Consider the following 21,477-nt stretch of genomic DNA (forward strand, 5'->3'; position numbering starts at 1 on the left):
AACAGTCGCGATCGTCAGGGTTCGATCGTGACCTTGATGCCCGCCCCTGCGCGGACGATGTCGATGCCCTCGGCGACCTGGTCGAGCGGCAGTCGGTGCGTGATGAGGTCGGCGACCGGGACGCGGCCGTCGGCGATCATGGCGAGCGCCTGGCGGTTGTGCTCGGGGCTCGAGCCGTTGGCACCCATGAGCATCAGCTCCTTGTAGTGCACGACGTTCGAGTCGAGGGTGATCGTCGGCTTGTCCTTGGGCAGGCCGCCGAACAGGCTGAACCGACCGCGGGGGGCGAGCATCTGGAGCGCCTGCTCCTGGGCCGCGCCGGAGGCCGCCGCGGTGATGACGACGCTCACGCCCTTGCCACCCGTGAGCTCGAGGACCGCAGCCACCGGGTCGACCTCGCCGGCGCAGATCGCCGCGTCGGGCTTGACGACCTCGGCCGCGAGGTCGAGACGCTCGCGGCTCAGCTCCACGAGGTAGACCGTCGCGGCGCCGCGTGCCCGGGCGAGGCGGACGTGCAGGCAGCCGATCGGGCCGGCGCCGACGACGACGACGACGTCGCCGTCGTGCACGTCGACGAGCTCCTGGGCGTTGATGGCGCACGCGAACGGCTCGGCGACCGAGGCCTCCGCGAAGCTGACGCCGTCGGGGATGCGGTTGAGCCCGTCCACCTTGAGCACCGCGGGCGGCACGATCATGAACGGCGCGAACCCGCCGTCGAAGTCGTAGCCCATCGAGACCTGGTTCGGGCAGATGGTCTCGAGGCCGGTGGTGCAGAACTCGCACTCACCGCACGGGATCGCCGCGATGACCTGGACGCGGTCGCCCGGCGCCCAGCCCGTCACGCCGTCGCCGACCTCGACGATCTCCCCGGCGATCTCGTGGCCCATCACGCGGGGCGGCCGGATGCGCTGGTGGCCCGAGGTGGAGATCTTCACGTCGGTGCCGCACATGGAGCAGGCGCGGACCCGGATCTTGACCTCGCCGGCGCCGGTCGTGGGCTCGGGGGCGTCCTCGAGACGCGTGTCGCCGGGGGCGTAGAAGCGGAAGACCTTCATCGTTCTCCTTCGATCGGTGTGGTGCTGTGTGCAGTGGGGCGTGTTCAGGCCCGGACCACGCGTGGTCCGGCGGACTCGATCTCGTCGGCGAGCTCGGCGTTGATGCCCGTGTCGGTCACGAGGGTGTCGATGGCGGACAGCGGCGCGACGATGGCGAGGTCGGAGCGGCCGACCTTGGTGTGGTCGGCCAGCACGACGGTGCGCCGGCCTGCGGCGACCAGCGCGCGCTTGACGGCGGCCTCCGCGAGGTCGGGGGTGGTCAGGCCGTGCTCGACGGTCAGGCCGTTGGTGCCGAGGAACGTGGTGTCCACGCGCACGTCGGCGAGGGCCCGCTCGGCCCAGGTGCCGACCGCGGCGAGCGTGCGTCCGCGGATCGTCCCGCCGACGACGTGCAGGGTGATGTTCGGCCGAGTTGCCAGCACGATCGCCACGGGCAGCGCGTGCGTGACGACGGTCAGCTCCCGGTCCTGCGGCAGCATCTCGGCCAGCCGGACGGTGGTGGTGCCCGCGTCGAGGATGATCGCGCCGCCGTCGGGCAGCTCGTCGAGCGCCGCCTTGGCGATCCGCTCCTTCTCTCCCGCGAGCATGCGCTCCCGGTCGGCGATGCCCGGCTCGAACCCGAGCCGCTCGACGGGGATCGCCCCGCCGTGCACCCGGCGGACCAGACCGAGCCGCTCCAGGGCGCTCAGGTCGCGTCGGACGGTCTCCGGGGTGACGTCCAGCTCGGCCGAGAGCTGGGCGACGTCGACGCGCCCGTCGGAGCGCGCACGAAGGAGGATCTGCTGGTGCCGCTCCTGTGCGTACATGCCGCCGTCTCCGTCCGTGCCCGGCACGTCCGGTGTCCCGGTCCGTGCCGGCAGGCGTCGTCAGTGACGCCTGCCGAGAAGCAGCATGCAGCAGCGAAACGGGCAGCGTCAAGCACATACGGACCCAACCAGGGCCAAACAAACATCTGGTCGGTGCACATAGCACAGGCAAACACAGATGCGCCAGGACTTCCGTCGGGCTGGTTCACGGCGAACGGGCCCGTTCGGACATCCGCACCGGGGTTCGGCGCGGAGGTGCGGACGGGCCCGTCGGGCCGTGCGGTGGTGTGCGTCAGTGCGGCTGGTACGGGCTGACCACGACCTCGACGCGCTGGAACTCCTTGAGGTCCGAGTACCCGGTGGTGGCCATCGCCCGGCGCAGCGCACCGACCAGGTTCAGCGTGCCGTCGGCCGTGTGGCCCGGGCCGAAGAGGATCTGCTGGAGCGCGCCGGCGGTGCCCACCTCGACCCGCTCGCCACGGGGCAGCTGCGGGTGGTGCGCCTCGGACCCCCAGTGCCAGCCGCGGCCGGGCGCCTCGGTGGCCCGGGCCAGGGCGGCGCCGAGCATGACCGCGTCCGCCCCGCAGGCCACGGCCTTGACCAGGTCACCGGAGCGGCCGACCCCGCCGTCGGCGATGACGTGCACGTAGCGGCCGCCGGACTCGTCGAGGTAGTCGCGCCGCGCGGCGGCCACGTCGGCCACGGCCGACGCCATGGGCGCGTGGATGCCGAGCGCCAGCCGGGTGGTGTGGGCGGCGCCGCCGCCGAAGCCGACCAGCACGCCCGCCGCGCCGGTGCGCATGAGGTGCAGCGCCGCCGTGTAGGTCGAGGCGCCGCCGACGATGACCGGGACGTCCAGCTCGTAGATGAACCGCTTGAGGTTCAGCGGCTCGGCGCGGCCGGAGACGTGCTCCGCGGACACGGTGGTGCCGCGGATGACGAACAGGTCGACGCCGGCGTCGATGACGGTCCGCCAGAACTCGTTGGTGCGCTGCGGGGACAGGGCGCCAGCCACCGTCACGCCCGCCGCGCGGATCTCCTTGAGGCGGGCGGTGATGAGCTCGGGCTGGATCGGGGCGGCGTAGATCTCCTGCATGCGGGCGGTGGCGCGCGCGCTGTCGAACGTGGCGATCTCCGCCAGCAGCGGCGTCGGGTCCTCGTACCGCGTCCAGAGGCCTTCCAGGTCGAGGACGCCGAGCCCGCCGGCCTGACCCAGCGCGACCGCGGTGGCGGGGCTCATCACCGAGTCCATGGGGGCCGCGATGATCGGCAGGTCGAAGTGGTAGGCGTCGATCTGCCAGCCGACCGAGACCTCCTCGGGGTCGCGGGTCCGCCGCGACGGGACGACCGCGATGTCGTCGAAGGAGTAGGCCCTGCGTCCCCGCTTGCCGCGGCCGATCTCGATCTCGTTGCTCACCGGTCCAGGCTACCGGGGCGAGGGCGCTGCACCCGCGTCCCCGTCCGACGTCGCGGCACGCGGGGCACCCTCCCCTGCTTTGTCGGACGTCGGTGCGAACCTGGGCACGCACGGAACCACGAAGGACGAGAGCGGGACACGATGAGCTGGACGGACGGGCCCCTGCTGGGCTTCGACACCGAGACCACGGGTGTCGACGTCGACAACGACCGCATCGTCACCGCCGCCCTCGTCCGACGCGACTCCACCGGCACGCACGTCCGCAGCTGGCTCATCGACCCGGGGGTCGACATCCCGGAGGCCGCCGCGGCGATCCACGGCGTGAGCACCGAGCACGCCCGGCTGCACGGCCGGCCACCGCGCGAGGCGCTCGACGAGATCGCGACCGACCTGGCCGAGGCCTTCCGGGGTGGTGTGCCCGTCGTCGCGTACAACGCCGCGTTCGACCTGTGCCTGCTCGACGCCGAGCTACGGCGGCACCGGCTCAAGACCCTGCCGGACCGGCTGTGCAGCGACGCCCGCCCGGTGATCGACCCGCTCGTGCTCGACCGGGCGGAGGACCAGTACCGCCGTGGCAAGCGCAAGCTGGTGGACCTGTGCGGCTACTACCAGGTGGTCGAGTCGGGAGACCTGCACACGGCCGACGTCGACGTCGTCGCGACGCTGGACGTGCTCGAGCGGATCGTCGGCCGGTTCCCGCACCTGGCCACGCTCGACCTCGACACGCTGCACGAGTACCAGTCGACGGCGCACCAGGCGTGGGCCGAGGGCTTCAACGCGTGGCGCACGGAGCAGGGTCTCGACGGACCGGGCGCCTCCGGCGTCTGGCCGGCACGGGAGCCGGTCGGCACCCTCTGGTGAGAGCCTCGTCATATCGCGCCTGAGTTCGGTGCCGGTCCGATCGCCGGGTCTGACCGATTCGATGGCGCACCTCACAGTGGCGATATCTCATGCATGAGATAACGTCGTAGGCATGACCACGACCACCACCCCGGTCCCGACGGCTACCGGCTCTCTGCCGGTCATCGCGGACCCGCTGGCACACGTCGGCTCGCTCGTCCGGTCCGCCCGGCAGCACCGCGGCCTCACGCAGTCCCAGCTGGCGGAGCGCCTGAACACCAGCCAGTCGGCCATCCACCGCATCGAGCAGGGCGCGCAGAACGTCAGCCTCGAGATGCTCACCCGCATCGGCGCCGCCCTCGACTCCCCCATCGTGACGCTCGGCGGCCCGCAGCGCACCCACCTGCGCGTGCACGGCGGCCAGCGGCTCAGCGGCCGGATCGACGTCAACACCAGCAAGAACGGCGCCGTCGCGCTGCTGTGCGCGTCGCTGCTCAACCGCGGCACCACCCGGCTGCGCAACGTCGCCCGCATCGTCGAGGTGGACCGGATCGTCGAGGTCCTGCGTTCGGTCGGCGTCCGGGCCACCTGGTCGACGGACGGCCGCGACCTGGAGATCGTGGTCCCGGAGCACCTGCAGCTCGACGCGATCGACGTCGACGCCGCCCGGCGCACGCGGTCGATCATCATGTTCCTCGGCCCCCTGCTGGGCCTCGAGGACGAGTTCCGGCTGCCCTACGCGGGCGGCTGCGACCTGGGCACCCGGACCGTGGAGCCGCACCTCATCGGCCTGCGCCCGTTCGGCCTGGACGTGACGGCCACGGCCGGCGACTACCACGCCCTGGTCCGGCGGAGCGCGACGCAGGACCTCACCGTGGTCCTGACGGAGCGCGGTGACACCGTCACCGAGAACGTCATCATGGCTGCCGCCCGGCGGGAGGGCGTCACCACCATCCGCAACGCCAGCCCCAACTACATGGTCCAGGACCTGTGCTTCTACCTGGAGCTGCTCGGCGTGCGCATCGAGGGCATCGGCACCACCACCCTGCGCGTGCACGGGCTCGCGGACATCGACGCCGACGTGGAGTACGCCGTCTCGGAGGACCCGGTGGAGGCGATGAGCCTGCTGACCGCCGGCATCGTCACCGGCTCGGAGATCACGGTCGGCCGCGTCCCCATCGAGTTCATGGAGATCGAGCTGGCCACGCTGGCCGAGATGGGCCTGCGCTACACGCTCTCTGGCGAGTACCCCGCCGCCAACGGCCGCAGCCGCCTGGTCGACGTGACGGTCCACCCGAGCGAGTTGCGGGCGCCGATCGACAAGATCCACCCGATGCCGTTCCCGGGCCTGAACATCGACAACCTGCCGTTCTTCGCGGCGATCGCGGCGTGCGCCGAGGGCTCGACCCTGATCCACGACTGGGTCTACGAGGGCCGCGCCATCCACCTCACGGACCTCACCCGCCTGGGCGCCGACGTGCGGCTGCTCGACGCGCACCGCCTCCAGATCAGCGGACCGACGCACTGGTCCGGCGCGGAGGTGTCCTGCCCGCCGGCGCTGCGACCCGCGGTCGTCATCCTGCTGGCGATGCTCGCCGCCAAGGGCACCTCGGTGCTCCGCGACGTCGACATCATCGCCCGCGGCTACGAGCAGCTGCAGGACCGCCTGGTGGAGCTCGGCGCGCAGATCGAGACGTTCCGCGACTGACCCGACACGCGACTCGCAGCACGCGCCGCGGACGACGAGACCGTGCGTTCAGCGCGAGATCGTGCGGTTGAACGCACGATCTCGCGGCGGACCCACGATCTCGCACCGCGTGGCTAGTCGACGACCGGCTCCACCCGCGCGCTGCGCAGGTGCTCGTACACGATCGACGTCCGCACGTCGGCCACCTCCGGCCGCTCGGTCAGCCGGTCGATGACGAACGCGTACAGCCGGTCGTTCCCCGCCACCGCCACGTGCAGGAGGAAGTCCTCCGTGCCGCTGGTGACGAACACCCCGATCACCTCCGGCAGGGCGGAGGCCCAGGTGCGGAAGCCCTCGATGTTCTGCCGCGTCGGCGGCCGGACCCGCAGCGCGATCATCGCCTGGACGGGTCGGCCGATCTGCGCGAGGTCGACGTCGAGCACCGCGCCGCGGATGACGCCGCGCTCCCGGAGCGAGCGCGTGCGGTCCAGCGCGGTGGTCGGTGACACGCCCACGGCCGCTGCGACGTCGCGGTTGGTCCGCCGTGCATCCACCTGCAGCTCCCGCAGGATCGCCGTATCAAGTGCGTCCAGATGCGCCATCAGGCCACTCTATCGGTATGACGTACGGACTGTTTGATAGGCGCCCGAATGCATGCCTAGTCTCGTGCATCCGCCACGTACGAACGAGGAGCAGCGCATGTCGATTGACACCCGGACCAGGGTCGGGTTCGACCCCGACGAGATCCGCACGAGCGAGCCCACCAGGTCCGCACGGCTGAAGTGGGTCGTGGTCGTCGACCAGGAGCTTCCCCCCGGCCGCGCGGCCAACGCGGCGATCTGCGTGGCGGCCGCGACCTCGACTGGCGTCGACGGCCTGCTCGGTCCCGCCGCGCGTGACGCCACGGGCTCCGACCACCCCGGACTGCCGTGGGCCGGCTGCTCGGTGCTGTCGGCGTCGGCGGACCAGCTGGCTCAGATCCGCGCGAAGGCCGCGGGCTCGCTCGGGGTGTTCGTCGCGGACATGCCTGCCGCAGCCCAGCACACCCGCGTCTACGACGAGTATCTGTCCGAGGTCGCCACGACCGAGGCGCCGACGTACTACGCGGTGAGCATCGTCGGCCCGCGCAACCGCATCGACAAGATCGTCGGCAAGCTGCCCCTGCTGGCGTGACGTCCGGTCAGCGGCCGGTGTAGTTGGGTGCCTCGACGGTCATCTGGATGTCGTGCGGGTGGGACTCCTTGAGCCCTGCGGCAGTGATCCGGATGAACTTCCCCCGGTCCTGCAGCTGCGGGATCGTGTGCGCGCCGACGTAGAACATCGACTGGTGCAGCCCACCGATGAGCTGGTGCGCCACGGCGGACAGCGGCCCGCGGTACGGCACCTGGCCCTCGATGCCCTCGGGGACGATCTTCTCGTCGGAGGACACGTCCGCCTGGAAGTACCGGTCCTTGGAGTAGGAGATGCGCCCGCGGGACGCCATGGCCCCGAGCGAGCCCATGCCGCGGTAGTGCTTGAACTGCTTGCCGTTGACGAACACGAGCTCGCCCGGCGACTCGTCGCAGCCGGCCAGCAGCGAGCCGAGCATCACGGTGTCCGCGCCGGCGACCAGCGCCTTGGCGATGTCCCCGGAGTACTGCAGGCCGCCGTCGCCGATGACCGGGACGCCCGCCGGCTTGCAGGCGAGGGCGGCGTCGTAGATGGCGGTGACCTGCGGGACGCCGACGCCGGCGACCACGCGCGTGGTGCAGATGGAGCCCGGCCCGACGCCGACCTTCACCGCGTCGACACCGGCGTCCACCAGCGCCTGCGCGCCGGGGGTCGTCGCGACGTTGCCGCCGATGACCTGGACGTGGCGGGTGGCCGGGTCCGACTTCAGCCGGCGCACCATGTCGAGCATGAGCCGGGCGTGGCCGTTGGCGGTGTCGACGACGAGCGCGTCCACCCCGGCCTCGACGAGCGCCGACGCCCGCTCCCAGGCGTCCCCGAAGAACCCGATGGCGGCGCCCACGACCAGCCGCCCCTCGCCGTCCTTGGTCGCGTCGGGGTACTGCTCGGACTTCACGAAGTCCTTCACCGTGATGAGCCCGCGCAGGATGCCCTCGGCGTCGACCAGGGGGAGCTTCTCGATCTTGTGCTTGGCCAGCAGCGCCGCGGCCTCGTCGCGCGCGATGCCGACGGGCGCGGTGACCAGCGGCATCGCCGTCATGACCTCGCGCACGCGCCGCGTCTCGAACTCCTGCGGCGGGACGAAGCGCAGGTCGCGGTTGGTGATGATGCCGAGCAGCAGCCCGTTCTCCGCGATGACCGGCAGGCCGGACACCCGGTAGATCCCGCACAGGTGGTCGAGCTCCGCGAGCGTCGCGTCCGGGCCCACCGTGACGGGGTCGGTGATCATGCCGGACTCGGAGCGCTTCACCAGGTCCACCTGGTGCGCCTGGTCCTCGATCGACAGGTTGCGGTGCAGCACGCCGATCCCACCCTGGCGCGCCATGGCGATGGCCATGCGCGACTCGGTGACGGTGTCCATGGCGGCCGACAGCAGCGGGACGCGCACGGTGATCTCACGCGTCAGGCGCGAGGAGGTGTCGACCTCGCTCGGGATGACGTCGGTCTCCCCCGGCAGGAGGAGCACGTCGTCGTAGGTGAGCCCGATGCGGGCGAACGGGTCGGCAGGCGAGTGCTCCGTCATCCGGCAAGGATACGCGGCCACGAACCCGCGCAGGCCCCGCTACTGGATGAGTCCCCGGCGCAGCCCGATCGCGACCGCCTGGGCGCGGTCGTTGGCGCCGAGCTTGCGGAAGAGCCGGCGCGCGTGGGTCTTGACGGTGTCCTCGGAGAGGTAGAGCTCGGCGCCGATCTGGGCGTTCGACCGGCCGTGGCTCATGCCCGTGAGCACCTCGATCTCGCGCTTGGTCAGCGGCACGCCGGGGATCGCACCGGAGGTGGGGACACCCACGGGCGCCGCGTTCGCGTCCGGCGCCTCGATGGTCGGCACGCCCTTGGCCGGGGTGCGCAGGTCGGCGGCGCGGAAGCCCGACTGGCTCGGCACGTCGACCGGCTGCGTCCGTGTCACCGGCTGCGCGGGGAGCACCGGGCTGGCGAGCACGTGCGCGGCCACCGCGGAGAGCTCGGCACGGCCGACGTCGGGTGCGAGGAAGCCGCGGGCGCCCAGCGCGAGGGCGCGGTCGAGGGCGACGGTGTCGTCCGGCAGCGCGAGCAGCACGATGGCGGCGGACGGCGCGACGGCGCGCAGCCGACGAATCGCCTCGATGGCGCCCGGTGCGGCCAGGTGGGCGTCGAGGAGCACCACGGTCGGCGGCATGCGCCGGGCGAGGCTCAGCAGCTCGTCCACGGACGAGGCGGCGCGGACGGGACCGAGCGCGGGCACGCCGATGGAGGTCACGACGAGTCGCTCTCGAACGACCGCCGAGCCGTGACAGACCACGACTCCCGCCATGTTGATCCCCTCTCGGGCCCCGTGCGGGGCACCTGAGTCCTATCGGCCAGCGCCCTGGCAGAAGTTAGCCCGAGCGGCGAACCCGCCCGTCAACACCTGGGACTTCGTCCGGCCGTGCGTCACCTGAGCGGATTGTCTCCCCCGGTCGGCCGCGTCCCGCGCGCGTCACTCGGCCGCACCCGCCGTCGCCACGGCGAGCACCTCGTGCAGGAGGCCCGTGAATGTGCGCGCCCGGTGCACCGACCTGTCCAGCGGGACAGCGCCCGCGGCGGCGTCGGGCACCATGACGAACTGCAGCAGGTCCGGCTGCTCCCGGGCGAGCCGGTCCACCACCTCGAGGTCGGCGTCGACCCGCGATCCGAGGGTCACGACCGCCCGCGCCCGCGTCATGACGGCGAGCTCGACCGCATGGTGGGCCCCGACCGGCCCGCCGACGATGCGGGCGTCGACCCCCTCGGCCGCGAGGGCGCCGGCGAGGGCGTGCGCGACGAGCGGTCGGGTCTCGCGCGGGGCGACGAGCACGAGCACCACGGGACGCCGGGCACCCGCGATCGGCACGGTCCGCGTCCGCAGCGCGGCGAGCACTCCCGCGTGCACGGCGGCGGTCGCGTCGACGCCGGGCGGGTCGACCACGGTGCGCCGGGCCAGCGCGGCCAGGGCGGGCTCCACCAGCGCGGTCCACCACGAGACGACGTCCGCGCCGGCGTCGAGCGCGAGAAGGCGGGCGCAACCCTCGACGTCACCCGCGAGCGCGGCGTCGACGACGGAGGTCGGTGTCGTGGGCCCGTCGCCGTGGACCTGCGTGACGGGGCCGGCCGTGACGTCCGTGGCGAGCGCGATCCGGGCGGACTCCCCCGGCGCCACCCCGTCGAGGGTGAGGCGCCGCATGACCAGCAGCCGTTCGACGTCGACCGCCGAGTACCGGCGGTGCGCCCCGGCGGAGTGCTCGGACGGCCCCAGGCCGTAGCGTCGGTCCCAGGTGCGCAGCGTCGCGGGAGCCACCCCGAGCCGACGGGCCACGGCGGCGACGGCGAGCGCGGGGGTCGGCGCTGCTGCGGGTTCGTCGTCCTCGCGCGTCGCCATGGCGCGATTCTGCCAGCCCGGCGCGGTTCAGACCGCCCGGGCGTGTCACGACTCGACACGCCGACCTGCGGCTTCATTGCCAATCGCGTCATCACACGAATGTGTGACACGGTCTTGAACAACTTCTGGCGCGGTTGTAACGTCCTCTCCAACGCGTCACCCGGTGAACAGCATCCGGTTTCCGTGTTCACGACTTCCCGGCGCAGCCGCCCACCTGGCGGATCGCGACGGATCGACCGAGGAGGAACTCATGGCCGAGATCTCGCGACTGCCCGGACCGGTGATGGACCTGTGGGAGTGGCAGTTCGAGGGCGCCTGCCGCGACGCGGACCAGGACCTCTTCTTCCACCCGGAGGGCGAGCGGGGCTCCGCGCGCCGTCGTCGCGCCGAGGCCGCCAAGGCGATCTGCGCCACGTGCCCCGTGCTCAAGGAGTGCCGCGAGCAGTCGCTCACCGTGCGGGAGCCCTACGGCGTGTGGGGTGGCCTCTCGGAGGACGAGCGCGCCGCGGTCCTCGCCCAGCGGGGACGCGCCACGCGCGTCGGCTGAGCCCGGCACCCGATCAGAGCCCTCCCCTCGGCACGTGGGGAGGGCTCTCGTCTGCCCCGGCGGCTGCAAGGTCGGCTCCGCGGGCGACACACTCTCGGTGACGATGCCGACGAGGGAGCCGAGGATGCACGCCCAGCGACACGCCTGGGTCCGCGCGGCCGCCGCCTGCGGTGCCGTGCTCGGTCTGGCGGGCTGCAGCGCTCCCGCAACGCAGGAGGCCCCGGCGACCTTCACGCAGCGCGCCGCGCTCCCCTCGTGCGGCGCCGTCGAGCTCGGCCAGGGCGAGTCGGTCGACGCCTCCGCCTGGGACTGCCTGGACGCGGCTGCGCTGCACGACGGCGCCGAGCTCGTGGTCACCGGTCCGACCACGGAGGGAGACCCGATCACCACGTACTACCGCGTCGGGCCCGACATCGACGGGCTCGAGCTGTTCCGGGACGCCACCGCCGACAGGTTCGGCGCCGAGGGGTGGAGCCACCAGCTCTGCCCCGGCACGGCGACGGCAGCGACGCCGCTCGACTGCACGGAGGTGTGAGCGCAGGAAGGCCCCCACGGCAGCTGCCGTGGGGGCCTTCCCGTGCGGGGCGCGCGGCGCCCCTCAGATCACTTGACGACGATCGCGAGGATGTCGCGCGCGGAGAGGATGAGGTACTCCTCGCCGTCGTACTTGACCTCGGTGCCGCCGTACTTGGAGTAGATGACCTTGTCGCCGACGGCGACGTCGAGCGGGATCCGGTTGCCGTTGTCGTCGACACGACCGGGTCCGACTGCCTGGACCTCGCCCTCCTGGGGCTTCTCCTTGGCACTGTCCGGGATGACGAGACCGAACGAGGTCGTCGCCTCTGCCTCGAGCGTCTTGACGACGATCCGGTCCTCGAGGGGCTTGATGGAGACCGACACAGCGGACCTCCCCTTCGCATGTGAGTAGTTCTCTGAGGTTCGTGCGCGCTGTCGGACACGTCGTCGCGGGTGCCGTGCCCTGAGCGCAGCTGGCACACTCACCGGGAGAGTGCCAGCCACTCACTCTAGGAACCGGTTAGCACTCGGTCAAGGCGAGTGCCAATGCCCCGCCCTGTGCAGCCGCTGCGTGCGAGGATCGCCGCATGGATCGCGACGGCATCGCCCAGCTGCTCAGCCCCGCGGGCTGGGCGCTGCTGTCGGCCCTGCCGCCGTACGACGAGACCCGCACGCTGGCCCTGTCCGAGCGGATGCGCGACGAGGGCATCGATCCCGCCCTGGCCGCCGCCGCGCTGACCCAGTCGCGGTTGCGCGCCAAGGCGGCCGCGAAGTTCGGCACGTTCGCCAACGGCATGCTCTTCACGGCGGCCGGCCTGGAGCAGTCCACCCGGCTGACGGTCGCCGCCCACCACGCACGCCGGTTCCGCGACGCCGGCAGCACGCTCGTCGCGGACCTCACGTGCGGCATCGGCGCCGACGCGATGGCCTTCGCCGGGATCGGGCTGCGGGTGCTGGCCACCGACGTCGACGAGACGACGGCCGCGATCGCCACGGTGAACCTCCGGCACTTCCCCGACACGCAGGTGCGCCACGGGGACGGGCTGGCCCTCGACCTGGAGGCCGAGGGCGTCGACGGCGTCTTCGCCGACCCGGCCCGGCGGACCTCCTCGGGCTCCCGGGTGTTCGACCCCGCCGCCTACGAGCCGCCCCTGGACGCGGTCCTCGCCCTGCGCGACCGGGTCCCCGCCCTCGGGCTCAAGCTCGGCCCCGGCATCCCGCACAGCGCCCTGCCCGCCGACGCGCAGGCGCAGTGGGTCTCGGTCGACGGCGACGTCGTCGAGGTCGGCCTGTGGTTCGGCCCGCTCGCCCCGGAGGGACCGGGCCGCTCGGCGCTCGTCCTGCGCGACGGCGAGGCGCACGTCGTCGAGCAGACCTCCGACGAGCGCCCACCCAGCGGACCGATCGGCGGCTACCTGTACGAGCCCGACGGTGCGGTCATCCGCGCGGGCCTGGTGGGCGAGACCGCGGCGCAGGTGCGCGGCCGTCTGATCGACCCGACCATCGCCTACGTGACCTCGGACGCCCTGTGCGTCGTCCCCACGGCCACCGCCTACCGCGTGCTCGACACCATGCCGTTCGGCCTCAAGCGGCTCCGCACCTACCTGCGAGGAGCCGACGTGGGGAAGCTCACCATCAAGAAGCGCGGCACCGCGGTCGTGCCGGAGCAGCTGCGCCGGCAGCTGGACCTGCGCGGCAGTGCCACCGCGACGATCATCCTCACGCGCGTCTCCGGCAGCCAGCAGGTCCTCGTGGTGGAGCCGGTCTGATGGCCGCCCCGGTGGCGCTGCCGTTCGCGCAGTCCGAGCGCTCGACCGTCGGCATCGAGTGGGAGGTCGCGCTCGTCGACGCCGACTCCGGGGACCTGCGGCAGGCCGCCGAGGCCGTCCTGGAGGCCGTCCGCCCGGCCGACGGCACCGAGCACCCCCTGATCACCCAGGAGCTCTTGCTCAACACCGTGGAGATCCGCTCGGGCAAGTGCCACACCATCGCCGAGGCGACCGCCGACCTGCAGCAGGCCCTGGACGAGGTGCGCGCGGCGGCCGAGCCCCTGCGCATCGACCTCATGGGCGGCGCCACGCACCCCTTCGCCAACTGGGCGCAGCAGAAGGTGACCGACAAGCAGCGGTACGCCACGCTCATCGACCGGACGCAGTGGTGGGGCCGGCAGATGCTCATCTACGGCGTGCACGTGCACGTCGGCATCGAGGACCGTGACAAGGTCCTGCCGATCTCCCGGGCCATGCTCACCGTCTTCGCGCACATCCAGTCGCTGTCGGCGTCGTCCCCGTTCTGGGGCGGCCGTGACACCGGCTACGCCTCGAACCGCGCCCTGCTGTTCCAGCAGCTGCCGACCGCCGGGCTGCCGTTCGCGTTCGACGAGTGGTCGCAGCTGGAGCAGTACGTCGGGGACATGATGCACACCGGCGTGATCGACCAGTTCGACGAGGTCCGGTGGGACGTGCGGCCGTCGCCGCGATTCGGCACCCTGGAGATGCGGATCGCCGACGGCGCCTCCAACCTCCTCGAGGTGGCGGCGATCTCCGCCCTCACGCACTGCTTCGTCGAGCACTTCTCCACGATGCTCGACCGCGGCGAGACCCTGCCGACGCTCCCGCCGTGGTTCGCCCAGGAGAACAAGTGGCGCTCGGCTCGGTACGGCATGGACGCGATCATCATCACGAACGCCGCCGGTGACGAGGATCTGGTCACCGACGCGGTCGGGCGGTGGCTGGTGGAGCTGGCCCCCGTCGCGGAGCGTCTCGGCTGCGCCGCCGAGCTGGAGCAGGTGCGCACGATCCTGCGGCGCGGTGCGTCCTACCAGCGGCAGCGTGCGGTCGCCCGGCGTCACGCCGGTGAGCTCGACGCCGTGGTCCGCTCCCTCGTCGCCGAGCTCAAGGCCGGCAAGCCGCTGTAACCTGCTACTTGTCATTACCTACTACCGGGCATAGCCTTCCTCCGTGGACGAGCCCCGCGATCCCCAGCTCCTGAAGGGCGTGCTCCCGATGCTCGTGCTCGCCCTCCTCACGGAGCGCGAGTCCTACGGGTACGAGCTGGTCACCCGCCTGCACGAGGCGGGCCTCGACGACCTGAGCGCGGGCACCCTCTACCCGGTCCTCAACCGCCTGGAGCGGGACGGGCAGATCTCGTCGCGGCTCGTCGCCTCGACCGCGGGGCCGGCCCGCAAGTACTACCTGCCCACCGAGACGGGCGGGGAACAGCTGTGGAGCACCGCGCGCGCCTGGCGCCGGCTCGCCGTCACGGTCGACGACCTCCTCACCCGTGCCACCCCGAAGGAGTCCTCATGAGCACCTCCCTGCGCGACAGCCTCGTCCGCGAGCGCTACCTCCTGCGGTTCAGCTGGGCGATGCAGGACTTCCCGAAGTACAAGCGGATCGTCCGCGAGATGCGCACCGAGCTGACCGCGACCGCGTCCGAGGTTGGCATGCGGCGGGCCGTCGCCGACCTGGGTCACCCGCGCGCGCTCGCGGAGGGCTACCTGGGCGAGCTCGGGCGGCCGGTTCCCCGGTGGAACACCGGGGCGGTCTGGGGGTCGCTCGCCGTGGGCGCGGTGGTGTACCTAGCCCTGGCGTACGCCTTCGGCACCCTCGACACGCTCGAGCAGCTGGGCGGCGGAACGGTCGAGCGGGTGTTCCTCGGCGCGACGACAACCCTCACGAGCGACGACCGGGTCATCGAGGTCGGCTGGAGGCTCACCTGGCAGGCGCTGGCGTTCTACGCCCTCGTCTTCGCGGTGCCGTTCCTGCTGGGCGCCCGCGTGTGGCGCGTCCGGGTCCCGACCCGCCGGACCACCCCGGTCCCCGCCTGAGCACGGCTCAGACCAGCACCTGCGTCAGCGGCATCGAGGAGTCGACCGGCAGGTCCAGCGCCGACGGGGGCAGACCGCGGCGCACGACGGCCGAGCCGAGCGCGGCGATCATGGCGCCGTTGTCCGTGCAGTAGCGGATGGGCGGGATGCGCAGCGTGATCCCGGCCTCCGCGCAGCGCTTCGCGGCCATCTCTCGCAGCTGCGAGTTGGCCGAGAACCCCCCGCCGACCACGAGCGTGTCGACTCCGTGCGCGCGGCAGGCGGCGATCGTCTTGGCGGTGAGCACGTCGGCGACCGCCTCCGCGAACGACGCGGCGACGTCCGGCAGCGGCACGTCCAGCCCGGCGTCCTGCCGCGCCTCCACCCAGCGCGCCACGGCGGTCTTGAGCCCCGAGAACGAGAAGTCGGCGGCGTGCGCCGCCTGGTCCTTGGCGGCCGTGAGGCCCCGCGGGAAGCGGATCGCCGCCGGATCCCCCTCGCGGGCCAGCCGGTCGATGTGCGGGCCGCCCGGGTACGGCAGCCCGAGCAGGCGACCCACCTTGTCGAAGGCCTCCCCCGCCGCGTCGTCGAGCGTCGAGCCCAGCTCGGTGACGTGCACGGTGTCGTCCAGGAGCAGCAGCGACGAGTGCCCCCCGGAGACCACCAGCGCCATCACGCGCTCGGGGAACGCACCGTCGACCAGCTCGTCGACCACCGCGTGACCGATCACGTGGTTGACGCCGTACAGCGGCTTGTCCAGCGCCAGGGCGAGCGCCTTGGCGGCCGACGCGCCGACGGTCAGTGGCCCGACCAGACCCGGGCCGGCCGTCACGGCGATGGCGTCCACCGCACCGAGCGACACGTCCGCCGTGGCGAGAGCCCGCTCGATGGTGGGCACCATGGCCTCCAGGTGGGCGCGCGACGCGATCTCCGGGATGATCCCGCCGAACCGCGCGTGCTCGTCGACCGAGCTGGCGACGGCGTCGACCAGCAGGTCGTAGCCGCGCACGAGGGCGACACCGGTCTCGTCGCAGGAGGTCTCGATCCCGAGCACGAGGGGGGCTGCCATGCCGACCAGGATAGGTGGGCCGGACGGTGTGACGACTGCCACGGTCGCTGCCCGGAACAACCTTGGATAGTTGATGCTTCAATCAGTCATGACCACTGACAGCACCGTCCTCGAGGGCCTCGACTTCCCGACCTCCGGCCTCGCCGTCGCAGACGACGTCGCCGACCTCCTCTTCCGCGAGGCCCGCACGGCCGCGGTCTTCACGCCCGACGAGGTCAGCGACGAGCAGATCGCCGCCGTCTACGACCTGGTCAAGTGGGGCCCCACCGCCCTCAACACGATCCCGCTGCGCCTCCTCGTCGTGCGTACCCCCGACGCGCGCCGCCGCCTCGCCGCCCACATGAACGAGGGCAACCGCGACCGCGTCCTGGCGGCCCCCGTCACCCTCGTCCTGGCCGCCGACACCGGCTTCCACGCGCACATCCCGACGCTGGCGCCGCACATGGCCGCCCTCGGGGACGCGCTCGAGGGCCAGCCCGAGCAGCGCGAGTCGATGGCTCGCATGAACGCGCTCATCCAGGCGGGCTACCTCATCATCGGCCTGCGCGCCGCGGGCCTCGCCGCCGGCCCCATGGGCGGGATGGACGCCGAGGGCATCGACGCCGACTTCTTCGCCGAGAACGGCTGGAAGTCCCTGATGGTCGTCAACGTCGGCCACGTCGAGGGCGCCGGCACGCACCACCCGCGCGCCGGGCGGCTCACCTACGCGCAGGCGTCGCTCACCGTCTGACCCGGTACGTCGAGGCCGCGATCCCCTAGGCGGGGGTCGCGGCCGTCGTCGTGCCGGTGGCGACCGGGCGCTCCGGGTCGTTCGACCACTGCGACCACGAGCCGGGGTACAGCGCGGCCGGGACGCCGATGGAGGCCAGCGCGGCGATCTGGTGCGCCGCGGTCACCCCGGAGCCGCAGTACACCGCCACAGGTCCGTCCACGGCCAGACGTGCCCGCAGCGCGTCGTCGGGCAGGAACCGGCCGTCGGCCGCGAGGTTGCCCGCGGTGGGCATCGAGACCGCGCCGGGGATGTGCCCGGCCCGCGGGTCGACCGGCTCCACCTCGCCGGCGTACCGCTCGGCGGCGCGCGCGTCGAGCAGGGAGCCCGTCCAGCTGGCCGCCTGGTCGGCGTCGATCGTCGACAGGCTGCCGGGCACCAGCACGACGTCCCCCGGCTCGGGCGTGACGGTCCCGGCCTCGACCGGCAGACTCGCGGCGGTCCAGGCCGCCAGCCCGCCGTCGAGCAGTCGCACCTCGGGCACCCCGGCCCAGCGCAGCAGCCACCAGACGCGTGCCGCGGAGGTACCGCCGACGGCGTCGTAGGCCACGACCGGACGGTCGTCACGCACGCCCCAGCGACGGGCCGACGCCTCGAGCGCGTCCACGTCGGGCAGCGGGTGGCGGCCGTCCCGCGGTGTCGCCGGCGCGGCCAGCTCGGTGTCCAGGTCGACGTAGACCGCGCCGGGCACGTGCGCCGCGAGGTAGTCGTCGTGCCCGTCGGTCCGCCCGAGCGCCCAGCGCACGTCGAGCAGCACCGGTGGCTCGTCGCCGGCCAGCGCGGCTGCCAGGTCGTCGGCCGTCACGAGCACGTCGCTCCTGGTCACGCCGCACCGCCGCGCAGGTCCAGCCGCATGGTCCACGCGTCGATGTTGCCGGGCTGGTAGTACGCCCGGCGCATGCCCAGCTTCTCGAACCCGACGCTCTCGTACAGGTGGATGGCCGGTGCGTTGTCCACGCGCACCTCCAGCAGGACGACCGCCGCACCGAGCGTCCGCGCACGCTCCAGCAGGTTCTCGAGCATCCGCCGGCCCAGCCCGCGCCCCTGGAACCGCGCGTCCGTGCCGATGGTCATCACCTGCGCGTCGAACCCGTCGAACCACAGCCCTGCGTAGCCCACCAGCTCGCCGTCCACGACCGCACCGACGTACCACCGACCGGGTCCGGTGATCTCCGAGGCCAGGCTCTCGGGCGACCAGGCGGCCGCGTCGAACAGCTCGAGCTCCATGCGCTCCAGGGCCGGGAGGTCCGCCGGACAGAGCACGCGCACGACGACGTCCGCCTCCGTCGCGTTCACCCGAGCACCCGCTTGCGTGCGGCCTGCGGCACGGCGTCCGGGCGGCGCAGGTACAGCGGCTCGGTGCCGAGCGCCTCCCCCGCGGCCCGGCGGGCGAGGGCCAGCCGGGCGAGCTCGGCGGGGTCCGGGTCCAGCAGGTCGAGAGCGTCGAGGGGAGTGGTCCCCAGCACGTCGGCATACAGCGCCGCGCCCCGACCGAGCGCGACGGCACCGGCGGTGCGTGGGTCGGCGGCCACGTCCGGGGGCGATGCCACCTCGGGGCCGGCGAGCACCTCGATCCGCCCCGGCGCGACCAGCCGGTAGAGAGCCCAGTACACCTCGCGGCGCCGCGCGTCCGTGGCCACCAGCGCGTCGGTACCCGGCGGCAGGACGTGGGACGCGCGCAGGGCGACGGCGTCGAGGCTGGGGACACCGTGCGCCGGGATGCCGAGCGCGAGGGCGAGCGTGCGCGCGGTGACCAGCCCGACCCGCAGCCCGGTGAACGGGGCCGGACCGGTGCCGACCACCACGGACGTGAGCTCGCGACGGTCCACCCCGGCCTCGGCCAGCACTGCGGCGATCATGGGCGTGAGCAGCTCGGCGTGGTGCCGCTGCTGCGCGTCGGAGCGGGCGGCGAGCAGGGCGCCGGTGTCGTCGGTGAGGGCGACCGCGACGGCGGCGGACGTGTCGAGCGCGAGGACGGGCACGGCCTCAGCCTGCCACCGGGTCGGCGTGGGGCAGCACGACGTCCGCCCACCGCGCGCCGACGGCCCGCACGGTGACCACCCGTTCGCCCGCGGCGGCGTCGTCGAGGTCCTCCTGCGTCAGCTCCCCGCCGCGCGGCCGCTGCAGGGTGACCTCGAGGCGGTCCTGGGCGAGCGACTCCACCCAGCCCTCGCCCCACTCGACCACGGTCACGGCCTCGTCCAGGCCGGCGTCGAGGTCGAGCGCGTCCACCTCCTCGAACGAGGCCAGGCGGTAGGCGTCCACGTGCACGAGCGTCGGTCCGAGGCTGCCGTCGGGTCGCGCGACGGGTGGGTGCTCCCGGGCGATGACGAACGTCGGGGACGCCACCTGACCGCGCACGTGCAGACCGGCGCCGATCCCCTGCGTGAGCGTGGTCTTGCCCGCACCCAGGTCCCCCGTGAGCACGACCAGGTCGCCCGCCCGCAGGAGATCTGCGAGGGCGCGCCCGTACGCGCGGGTGGCGTCGGCGTCGGGGAGCCGGACCGTGACCGGGCTCACGCGCGGACCTCGCTGTCGACGTGCACGCGGGGCACCCGGGCGCCGAGCCGCGTGACGATCTCGTAGGAGATCGTGCCGGCCGACTCCGCCCAGTCCTGCGCGGTCGGTCCGCCGTCGCGGCCGGTGCCGAACAGCTCGACCCGGTCCCCGGCCTGCTCCAGGGCGGCCGGACCGAGATCGACCACCACCTGGTCCATGCAGACCCGGCCGGCCACCCCGAGCGTCCGGCCGCCCACCCGCACCGGTCCGCCGGGGCGGTCCTGCGTGCCGGACGCGTGCCGCGGGATGCCGTCCGCGTACCCCAGCGGCACCACACCGAGCACCGTGTCGCGCGGGGTGACGTACTGGTGGGCGTAGGAGACGCCGTGCCCGCCGGGCACGCGCTTGACGGTGGCGAGCTCCGCCTCGAGGGTCATCGCCGGTACGAGGCCGAAGTCGTCCGGACCGCCCAGCTGCGGGACTGGCGACAGGCCGTAGACGGCGATGCCGGGCCGCACGAGGTCGTAGTGGGCGGCGGGCGTGGTGAGCGTCGCCGCGGAGTTGGCCAGGTGGCGCACCTCCAGGGAGATCCCCGCACCCTCGACGGTCTGGAGGGCTTCTGCGAAGACCTTGCCCTGCAGCGTCACGGTCGGGTGCTCAGGCTCGTCCGCGTACGCCAGGTGGCTCCACACGCCGACCACCTCGACGGCGCCCTCGGCGCGCAGCCGCAGGACCTCCGGCAGCAGCGCGGCCAGGTCGGCCGGGGTCAGCCCGTTGCGGCCGAGGCCCGTGTCCACCTTGAGGTGCACGCGTGCGGTGCGGCCGCCGGACCGTGCGGCGGCGGCGAGCTCGGCGAGCGCCCACGGCGCGGAGACCGAGACGTCCACGTCGGCGTCGACCGCCTCCCGCAGCGGCGCACCGGGCGCGTACAGCCAGGTGAGGACGCGCGGGCCGACGATCCCGCCACGGCGCAGCGCGAGGGCCTCGTCCACCTGCGCCGCGCCGAGCCAGGTGGCACCCCCCGCGACGGCGGCGGTGGCGGTCGGGAGGAGGCCGTGGCCGTAGCCGTCGGCCTTGACGACGGCCATCACCTGCGCGGTGGGGGCGTGGGCGGCCAGGGAGCGGACGTTGGCGCGGACGGCGGCGAGGTCGACGACGGCGCGTGCGGGGTACGAGCTCACGGCGCACAGTCTCGCACCGGGCGGTCAGGACAGCGGCACGACGACGTCCGCTCGCACCGCGGTGGCCGCGACCAGCCGGGCGTTGCTCTGGTCCGGACCGTGCGACCACGCCCGCGCCGCCTCGGGCGACTTGCCGAAGGCCTCGTGCCGGGCCACCAGCCGGTCCAGCCGCACCTCGTCGTCGGGGACGAGGAACCAGGACTCGTCCAGCAGTCCGGCGACCGGCCCGAACCCGTGGTCGTCGAGCAGCAGGTAGTTCCCCTCCACCACCACGAGGCGGACCTGCGGCGGCACCGCGATGGCGCCGGCGACGGGGTTGCGCAGGTCGCGCCGGTACTCGGGCGCGTAGACGGTCCGCCGGGGATCACGCAGGCGGGTGAGCAGCGCGACGAAGCCGTCCGCGTCGAAGGTGTCCGGCGCACCCTTGCGGTCGGCGCGCCCGATCCGTTCCAGCTCCGTCTGCGCCAGGTGGAACCCGTCCATCGGCACGGCGACCGCCGTGGGTCCGACGAGGGCGACCACCTCGGCGGCCACGGTGGACTTGCCCGCTCCGGGCGCACCCGTGATGCCCAGGAGCCGGCGGGACCCGCCGTCCAGCAGCGCGTCCACCCGCGCGACGAGCTCGGCAGGCAGCGTCATGGGCGCAGCAGCTCCGCGATGGTGGCCGGGAGCGCGTCCGCCACGGCCTGGGCGCCGACCGGGCCCCCGGGGTTGGCGCGGCGGGCCGCGCGCCCGTGCAC

At 73.3% G+C, this 21,477-nt stretch carries 25 protein-coding genes; 10 read left to right on the forward strand and 15 right to left on the reverse strand.

Features of this window, described 5'->3' with window-relative positions; translation table 11 throughout:
• Positions 1–14 precede the first annotated feature (14 nt).
• The 3 genes from RYN42_RS09925 to RYN42_RS09935 all read right to left on the reverse strand — a co-directional run bounded on the left by RYN42_RS09925 (position 15) and on the right by RYN42_RS09935 (position 3,278).
• A complete protein-coding gene (locus RYN42_RS09925) occupies positions 15–1,055 on the reverse strand; it encodes a zinc-dependent dehydrogenase (RefSeq protein WP_315095639.1) in 1,041 nt (346 codons plus the stop codon).
• Between the two features lie 44 nt (positions 1,056–1,099).
• Complete coding sequence (locus RYN42_RS09930) at positions 1,100–1,861, reverse strand: DeoR/GlpR family DNA-binding transcription regulator (RefSeq protein WP_315095641.1); 762 nt, start codon at positions 1,859–1,861, stop codon at positions 1,100–1,102.
• Positions 1,862–2,153: 292 nt separating this feature from the next.
• Positions 2,154–3,278: a GuaB3 family IMP dehydrogenase-related protein gene (locus RYN42_RS09935; protein WP_315095642.1), complete on the reverse strand. Its 1,125-nt coding sequence runs from the start codon at positions 3,276–3,278 to the stop codon at positions 2,154–2,156.
• A 141-nt stretch (positions 3,279–3,419) separates the two neighbouring features.
• Here RYN42_RS09935 and RYN42_RS09940 point away from each other — a divergent pair, with 141 nt between their 5' ends.
• Together RYN42_RS09940 and RYN42_RS09945 are read left to right on the forward strand one after the other, a co-directional pair.
• Positions 3,420–4,139 carry an exonuclease domain-containing protein gene (locus RYN42_RS09940; protein WP_315095643.1) on the forward strand — a complete coding sequence of 240 codons (720 nt, stop codon included), beginning with the start codon at positions 3,420–3,422 and terminating at the stop codon, positions 4,137–4,139.
• A gap of 112 nt (positions 4,140–4,251) precedes the next feature.
• Positions 4,252–5,826 (forward strand): UDP-N-acetylglucosamine 1-carboxyvinyltransferase, encoded by a 1,575-nt coding sequence (locus tag RYN42_RS09945; protein ID WP_315095645.1) that lies wholly within the window; start codon positions 4,252–4,254, stop codon positions 5,824–5,826.
• Positions 5,827–5,939: 113 nt separating this feature from the next.
• Here the strand turns inward: RYN42_RS09945 and RYN42_RS09950 are convergent, their stop codons facing one another.
• Positions 5,940–6,407: an Lrp/AsnC family transcriptional regulator gene (locus RYN42_RS09950; RefSeq protein WP_315095647.1), complete on the reverse strand. Its 468-nt coding sequence runs from the start codon at positions 6,405–6,407 to the stop codon at positions 5,940–5,942.
• Between the two features lie 97 nt (positions 6,408–6,504).
• Between RYN42_RS09950 and RYN42_RS09955 the strand changes: the two genes are divergently transcribed.
• Complete coding sequence (locus RYN42_RS09955; RefSeq protein WP_315095649.1) at positions 6,505–6,978, forward strand: DUF2000 domain-containing protein; 474 nt, start codon at positions 6,505–6,507, stop codon at positions 6,976–6,978.
• A gap of 7 nt (positions 6,979–6,985) precedes the next feature.
• Here the strand turns inward: RYN42_RS09955 and guaB are convergent, their stop codons facing one another.
• The 3 genes from guaB to RYN42_RS09970 all read right to left on the reverse strand — a co-directional run bounded on the left by guaB (position 6,986) and on the right by RYN42_RS09970 (position 10,348).
• Positions 6,986–8,497: an IMP dehydrogenase gene (gene guaB / locus RYN42_RS09960; protein WP_315095651.1), complete on the reverse strand. Its 1,512-nt coding sequence runs from the start codon at positions 8,495–8,497 to the stop codon at positions 6,986–6,988.
• A gap of 39 nt (positions 8,498–8,536) precedes the next feature.
• Complete coding sequence (locus RYN42_RS09965; RefSeq protein WP_315095653.1) at positions 8,537–9,265, reverse strand: response regulator transcription factor; 729 nt, start codon at positions 9,263–9,265, stop codon at positions 8,537–8,539.
• 165 nt (positions 9,266–9,430) lie between these two features.
• On the reverse strand, positions 9,431–10,348 hold the full coding sequence (locus tag RYN42_RS09970) for a MerR family transcriptional regulator (RefSeq protein WP_315095655.1): 918 nt from the start codon (positions 10,346–10,348) through the stop codon (positions 9,431–9,433).
• Between the two features lie 250 nt (positions 10,349–10,598).
• Here RYN42_RS09970 and RYN42_RS09975 point away from each other — a divergent pair, with 250 nt between their 5' ends.
• Both RYN42_RS09975 and RYN42_RS09980 read left to right on the forward strand, forming a co-directional pair.
• The gene (locus tag RYN42_RS09975; RefSeq protein ID WP_315095657.1) at positions 10,599–10,895 is read left to right on the forward strand and encodes a WhiB family transcriptional regulator; all 297 of its coding nucleotides are present in this window, start codon (positions 10,599–10,601) and stop codon (positions 10,893–10,895) included.
• A gap of 124 nt (positions 10,896–11,019) precedes the next feature.
• Positions 11,020–11,430: a hypothetical protein gene (locus RYN42_RS09980; protein WP_315095659.1), complete on the forward strand. Its 411-nt coding sequence runs from the start codon at positions 11,020–11,022 to the stop codon at positions 11,428–11,430.
• Positions 11,431–11,498: 68 nt separating this feature from the next.
• Here RYN42_RS09980 and groES read toward each other — a convergent pair whose 3' ends face one another.
• The gene (gene groES / locus RYN42_RS09985; RefSeq protein WP_056089045.1) at positions 11,499–11,795 is read right to left on the reverse strand and encodes a co-chaperone GroES; all 297 of its coding nucleotides are present in this window, start codon (positions 11,793–11,795) and stop codon (positions 11,499–11,501) included.
• Between the two features lie 203 nt (positions 11,796–11,998).
• Here groES and RYN42_RS09990 point away from each other — a divergent pair, with 203 nt between their 5' ends.
• The 4 genes from RYN42_RS09990 to RYN42_RS10005 are packed head-to-tail and all read left to right on the forward strand — an operon-like array spanning position 11,999 to position 15,240.
• Positions 11,999–13,180: a class I SAM-dependent methyltransferase gene (locus tag RYN42_RS09990; RefSeq protein WP_315095662.1), complete on the forward strand. Its 1,182-nt coding sequence runs from the start codon at positions 11,999–12,001 to the stop codon at positions 13,178–13,180.
• Positions 13,180–14,328, forward strand: a complete 1,149-nt coding sequence (locus RYN42_RS09995) for a glutamate--cysteine ligase (protein WP_315095664.1) — start codon at positions 13,180–13,182, stop codon at positions 14,326–14,328. The genes RYN42_RS09990 and RYN42_RS09995 overlap by 1 nt, the downstream gene beginning before the upstream one ends.
• A 43-nt stretch (positions 14,329–14,371) precedes the next feature.
• A complete protein-coding gene (locus tag RYN42_RS10000; RefSeq protein WP_315095666.1) occupies positions 14,372–14,719 on the forward strand; it encodes a PadR family transcriptional regulator in 348 nt (115 codons plus the stop codon).
• Entirely contained in the window at positions 14,716–15,240 is a 525-nt protein-coding gene (locus RYN42_RS10005) for a hypothetical protein (protein WP_315095667.1), read from the forward strand. Before RYN42_RS10000 ends, RYN42_RS10005 begins: the two co-directional genes overlap by 4 nt.
• A 7-nt stretch (positions 15,241–15,247) precedes the next feature.
• Here RYN42_RS10005 and tsaD read toward each other — a convergent pair whose 3' ends face one another.
• Entirely contained in the window at positions 15,248–16,288 is a 1,041-nt protein-coding gene (tsaD, locus tag RYN42_RS10010) for a tRNA (adenosine(37)-N6)-threonylcarbamoyltransferase complex transferase subunit TsaD (RefSeq protein ID WP_315095669.1), read from the reverse strand.
• An 88-nt stretch (positions 16,289–16,376) separates the two neighbouring features.
• Between tsaD and RYN42_RS10015 the strand changes: the two genes are divergently transcribed.
• Entirely contained in the window at positions 16,377–17,018 is a 642-nt protein-coding gene (locus RYN42_RS10015; RefSeq protein ID WP_315095671.1) for a malonic semialdehyde reductase, read from the forward strand.
• Between the two features lie 25 nt (positions 17,019–17,043).
• On the opposite strand, the gene RYN42_RS10020 is transcribed toward RYN42_RS10015, so the two are convergent.
• The 6 genes from RYN42_RS10020 to RYN42_RS10045 are packed head-to-tail and all read right to left on the reverse strand — an operon-like array spanning position 17,044 to position 21,376.
• On the reverse strand, positions 17,044–17,883 hold the full coding sequence (locus tag RYN42_RS10020) for a sulfurtransferase (RefSeq protein ID WP_315095673.1): 840 nt from the start codon (positions 17,881–17,883) through the stop codon (positions 17,044–17,046).
• Positions 17,880–18,353, reverse strand: coding sequence for a ribosomal protein S18-alanine N-acetyltransferase (rimI, locus tag RYN42_RS10025; protein ID WP_315095675.1), 474 nt, complete (start codon positions 18,351–18,353; stop codon positions 17,880–17,882). Before rimI ends, RYN42_RS10020 begins: the two co-directional genes overlap by 4 nt.
• Complete coding sequence (gene tsaB, locus RYN42_RS10030; RefSeq protein WP_315095677.1) at positions 18,350–19,039, reverse strand: tRNA (adenosine(37)-N6)-threonylcarbamoyltransferase complex dimerization subunit type 1 TsaB; 690 nt, start codon at positions 19,037–19,039, stop codon at positions 18,350–18,352. Before tsaB ends, rimI begins: the two co-directional genes overlap by 4 nt.
• A gap of 4 nt (positions 19,040–19,043) precedes the next feature.
• Positions 19,044–19,577, reverse strand: a complete 534-nt coding sequence (gene tsaE, locus RYN42_RS10035; RefSeq protein WP_315095679.1) for a tRNA (adenosine(37)-N6)-threonylcarbamoyltransferase complex ATPase subunit type 1 TsaE — start codon at positions 19,575–19,577, stop codon at positions 19,044–19,046.
• The gene (alr, locus tag RYN42_RS10040; protein ID WP_315095682.1) at positions 19,574–20,737 is read right to left on the reverse strand and encodes an alanine racemase; all 1,164 of its coding nucleotides are present in this window, start codon (positions 20,735–20,737) and stop codon (positions 19,574–19,576) included. Before alr ends, tsaE begins: the two co-directional genes overlap by 4 nt.
• 24 nt (positions 20,738–20,761) lie before the next feature.
• Positions 20,762–21,376: a nucleoside/nucleotide kinase family protein gene (locus RYN42_RS10045; RefSeq protein WP_315095684.1), complete on the reverse strand. Its 615-nt coding sequence runs from the start codon at positions 21,374–21,376 to the stop codon at positions 20,762–20,764.
• Positions 21,377–21,477: the final 101 nt, after the last annotated feature.

Origin of the sequence: uncultured Cellulomonas sp., assembly GCF_963527515.1 — a bacterium.
In the GTDB taxonomy this organism is placed as follows: domain Bacteria; phylum Actinomycetota; class Actinomycetes; order Actinomycetales; family Cellulomonadaceae; genus Cellulomonas.

Coding starts and splice junctions, on each gene's coding strand:
- tsaD (WP_315095669.1), bottom strand. CDS start 16,288: ATGGCAGCCCCCCTCGTGCTCGGGATCGAGACCTCCTGCGACGAGACC.
- RYN42_RS09950 (WP_315095647.1), bottom strand. CDS start 6,407: ATGGCGCATCTGGACGCACTTGATACGGCGATCCTGCGGGAGCTGCAG.
- guaB (WP_315095651.1), bottom strand. CDS start 8,497: ATGACGGAGCACTCGCCTGCCGACCCGTTCGCCCGCATCGGGCTCACC.
- RYN42_RS10045 (WP_315095684.1), bottom strand. CDS start 21,376: ATGACGCTGCCTGCCGAGCTCGTCGCGCGGGTGGACGCGCTGCTGGAC.
- RYN42_RS09945 (WP_315095645.1), top strand. CDS start 4,252: ATGACCACGACCACCACCCCGGTCCCGACGGCTACCGGCTCTCTGCCG.
- RYN42_RS09925 (WP_315095639.1), bottom strand. CDS start 1,055: ATGAAGGTCTTCCGCTTCTACGCCCCCGGCGACACGCGTCTCGAGGAC.
- RYN42_RS09955 (WP_315095649.1), top strand. CDS start 6,505: ATGTCGATTGACACCCGGACCAGGGTCGGGTTCGACCCCGACGAGATC.
- RYN42_RS10005 (WP_315095667.1), top strand. CDS start 14,716: ATGAGCACCTCCCTGCGCGACAGCCTCGTCCGCGAGCGCTACCTCCTG.
- RYN42_RS09940 (WP_315095643.1), top strand. CDS start 3,420: ATGAGCTGGACGGACGGGCCCCTGCTGGGCTTCGACACCGAGACCACG.
- RYN42_RS09970 (WP_315095655.1), bottom strand. CDS start 10,348: ATGGCGACGCGCGAGGACGACGAACCCGCAGCAGCGCCGACCCCCGCG.
- RYN42_RS09980 (WP_315095659.1), top strand. CDS start 11,020: ATGCACGCCCAGCGACACGCCTGGGTCCGCGCGGCCGCCGCCTGCGGT.
- RYN42_RS09930 (WP_315095641.1), bottom strand. CDS start 1,861: ATGTACGCACAGGAGCGGCACCAGCAGATCCTCCTTCGTGCGCGCTCC.
- RYN42_RS09995 (WP_315095664.1), top strand. CDS start 13,180: ATGGCCGCCCCGGTGGCGCTGCCGTTCGCGCAGTCCGAGCGCTCGACC.
- RYN42_RS09990 (WP_315095662.1), top strand. CDS start 11,999: ATGGATCGCGACGGCATCGCCCAGCTGCTCAGCCCCGCGGGCTGGGCG.
- RYN42_RS09975 (WP_315095657.1), top strand. CDS start 10,599: ATGGCCGAGATCTCGCGACTGCCCGGACCGGTGATGGACCTGTGGGAG.
- RYN42_RS10015 (WP_315095671.1), top strand. CDS start 16,377: ATGACCACTGACAGCACCGTCCTCGAGGGCCTCGACTTCCCGACCTCC.
- RYN42_RS09965 (WP_315095653.1), bottom strand. CDS start 9,265: ATGGCGGGAGTCGTGGTCTGTCACGGCTCGGCGGTCGTTCGAGAGCGA.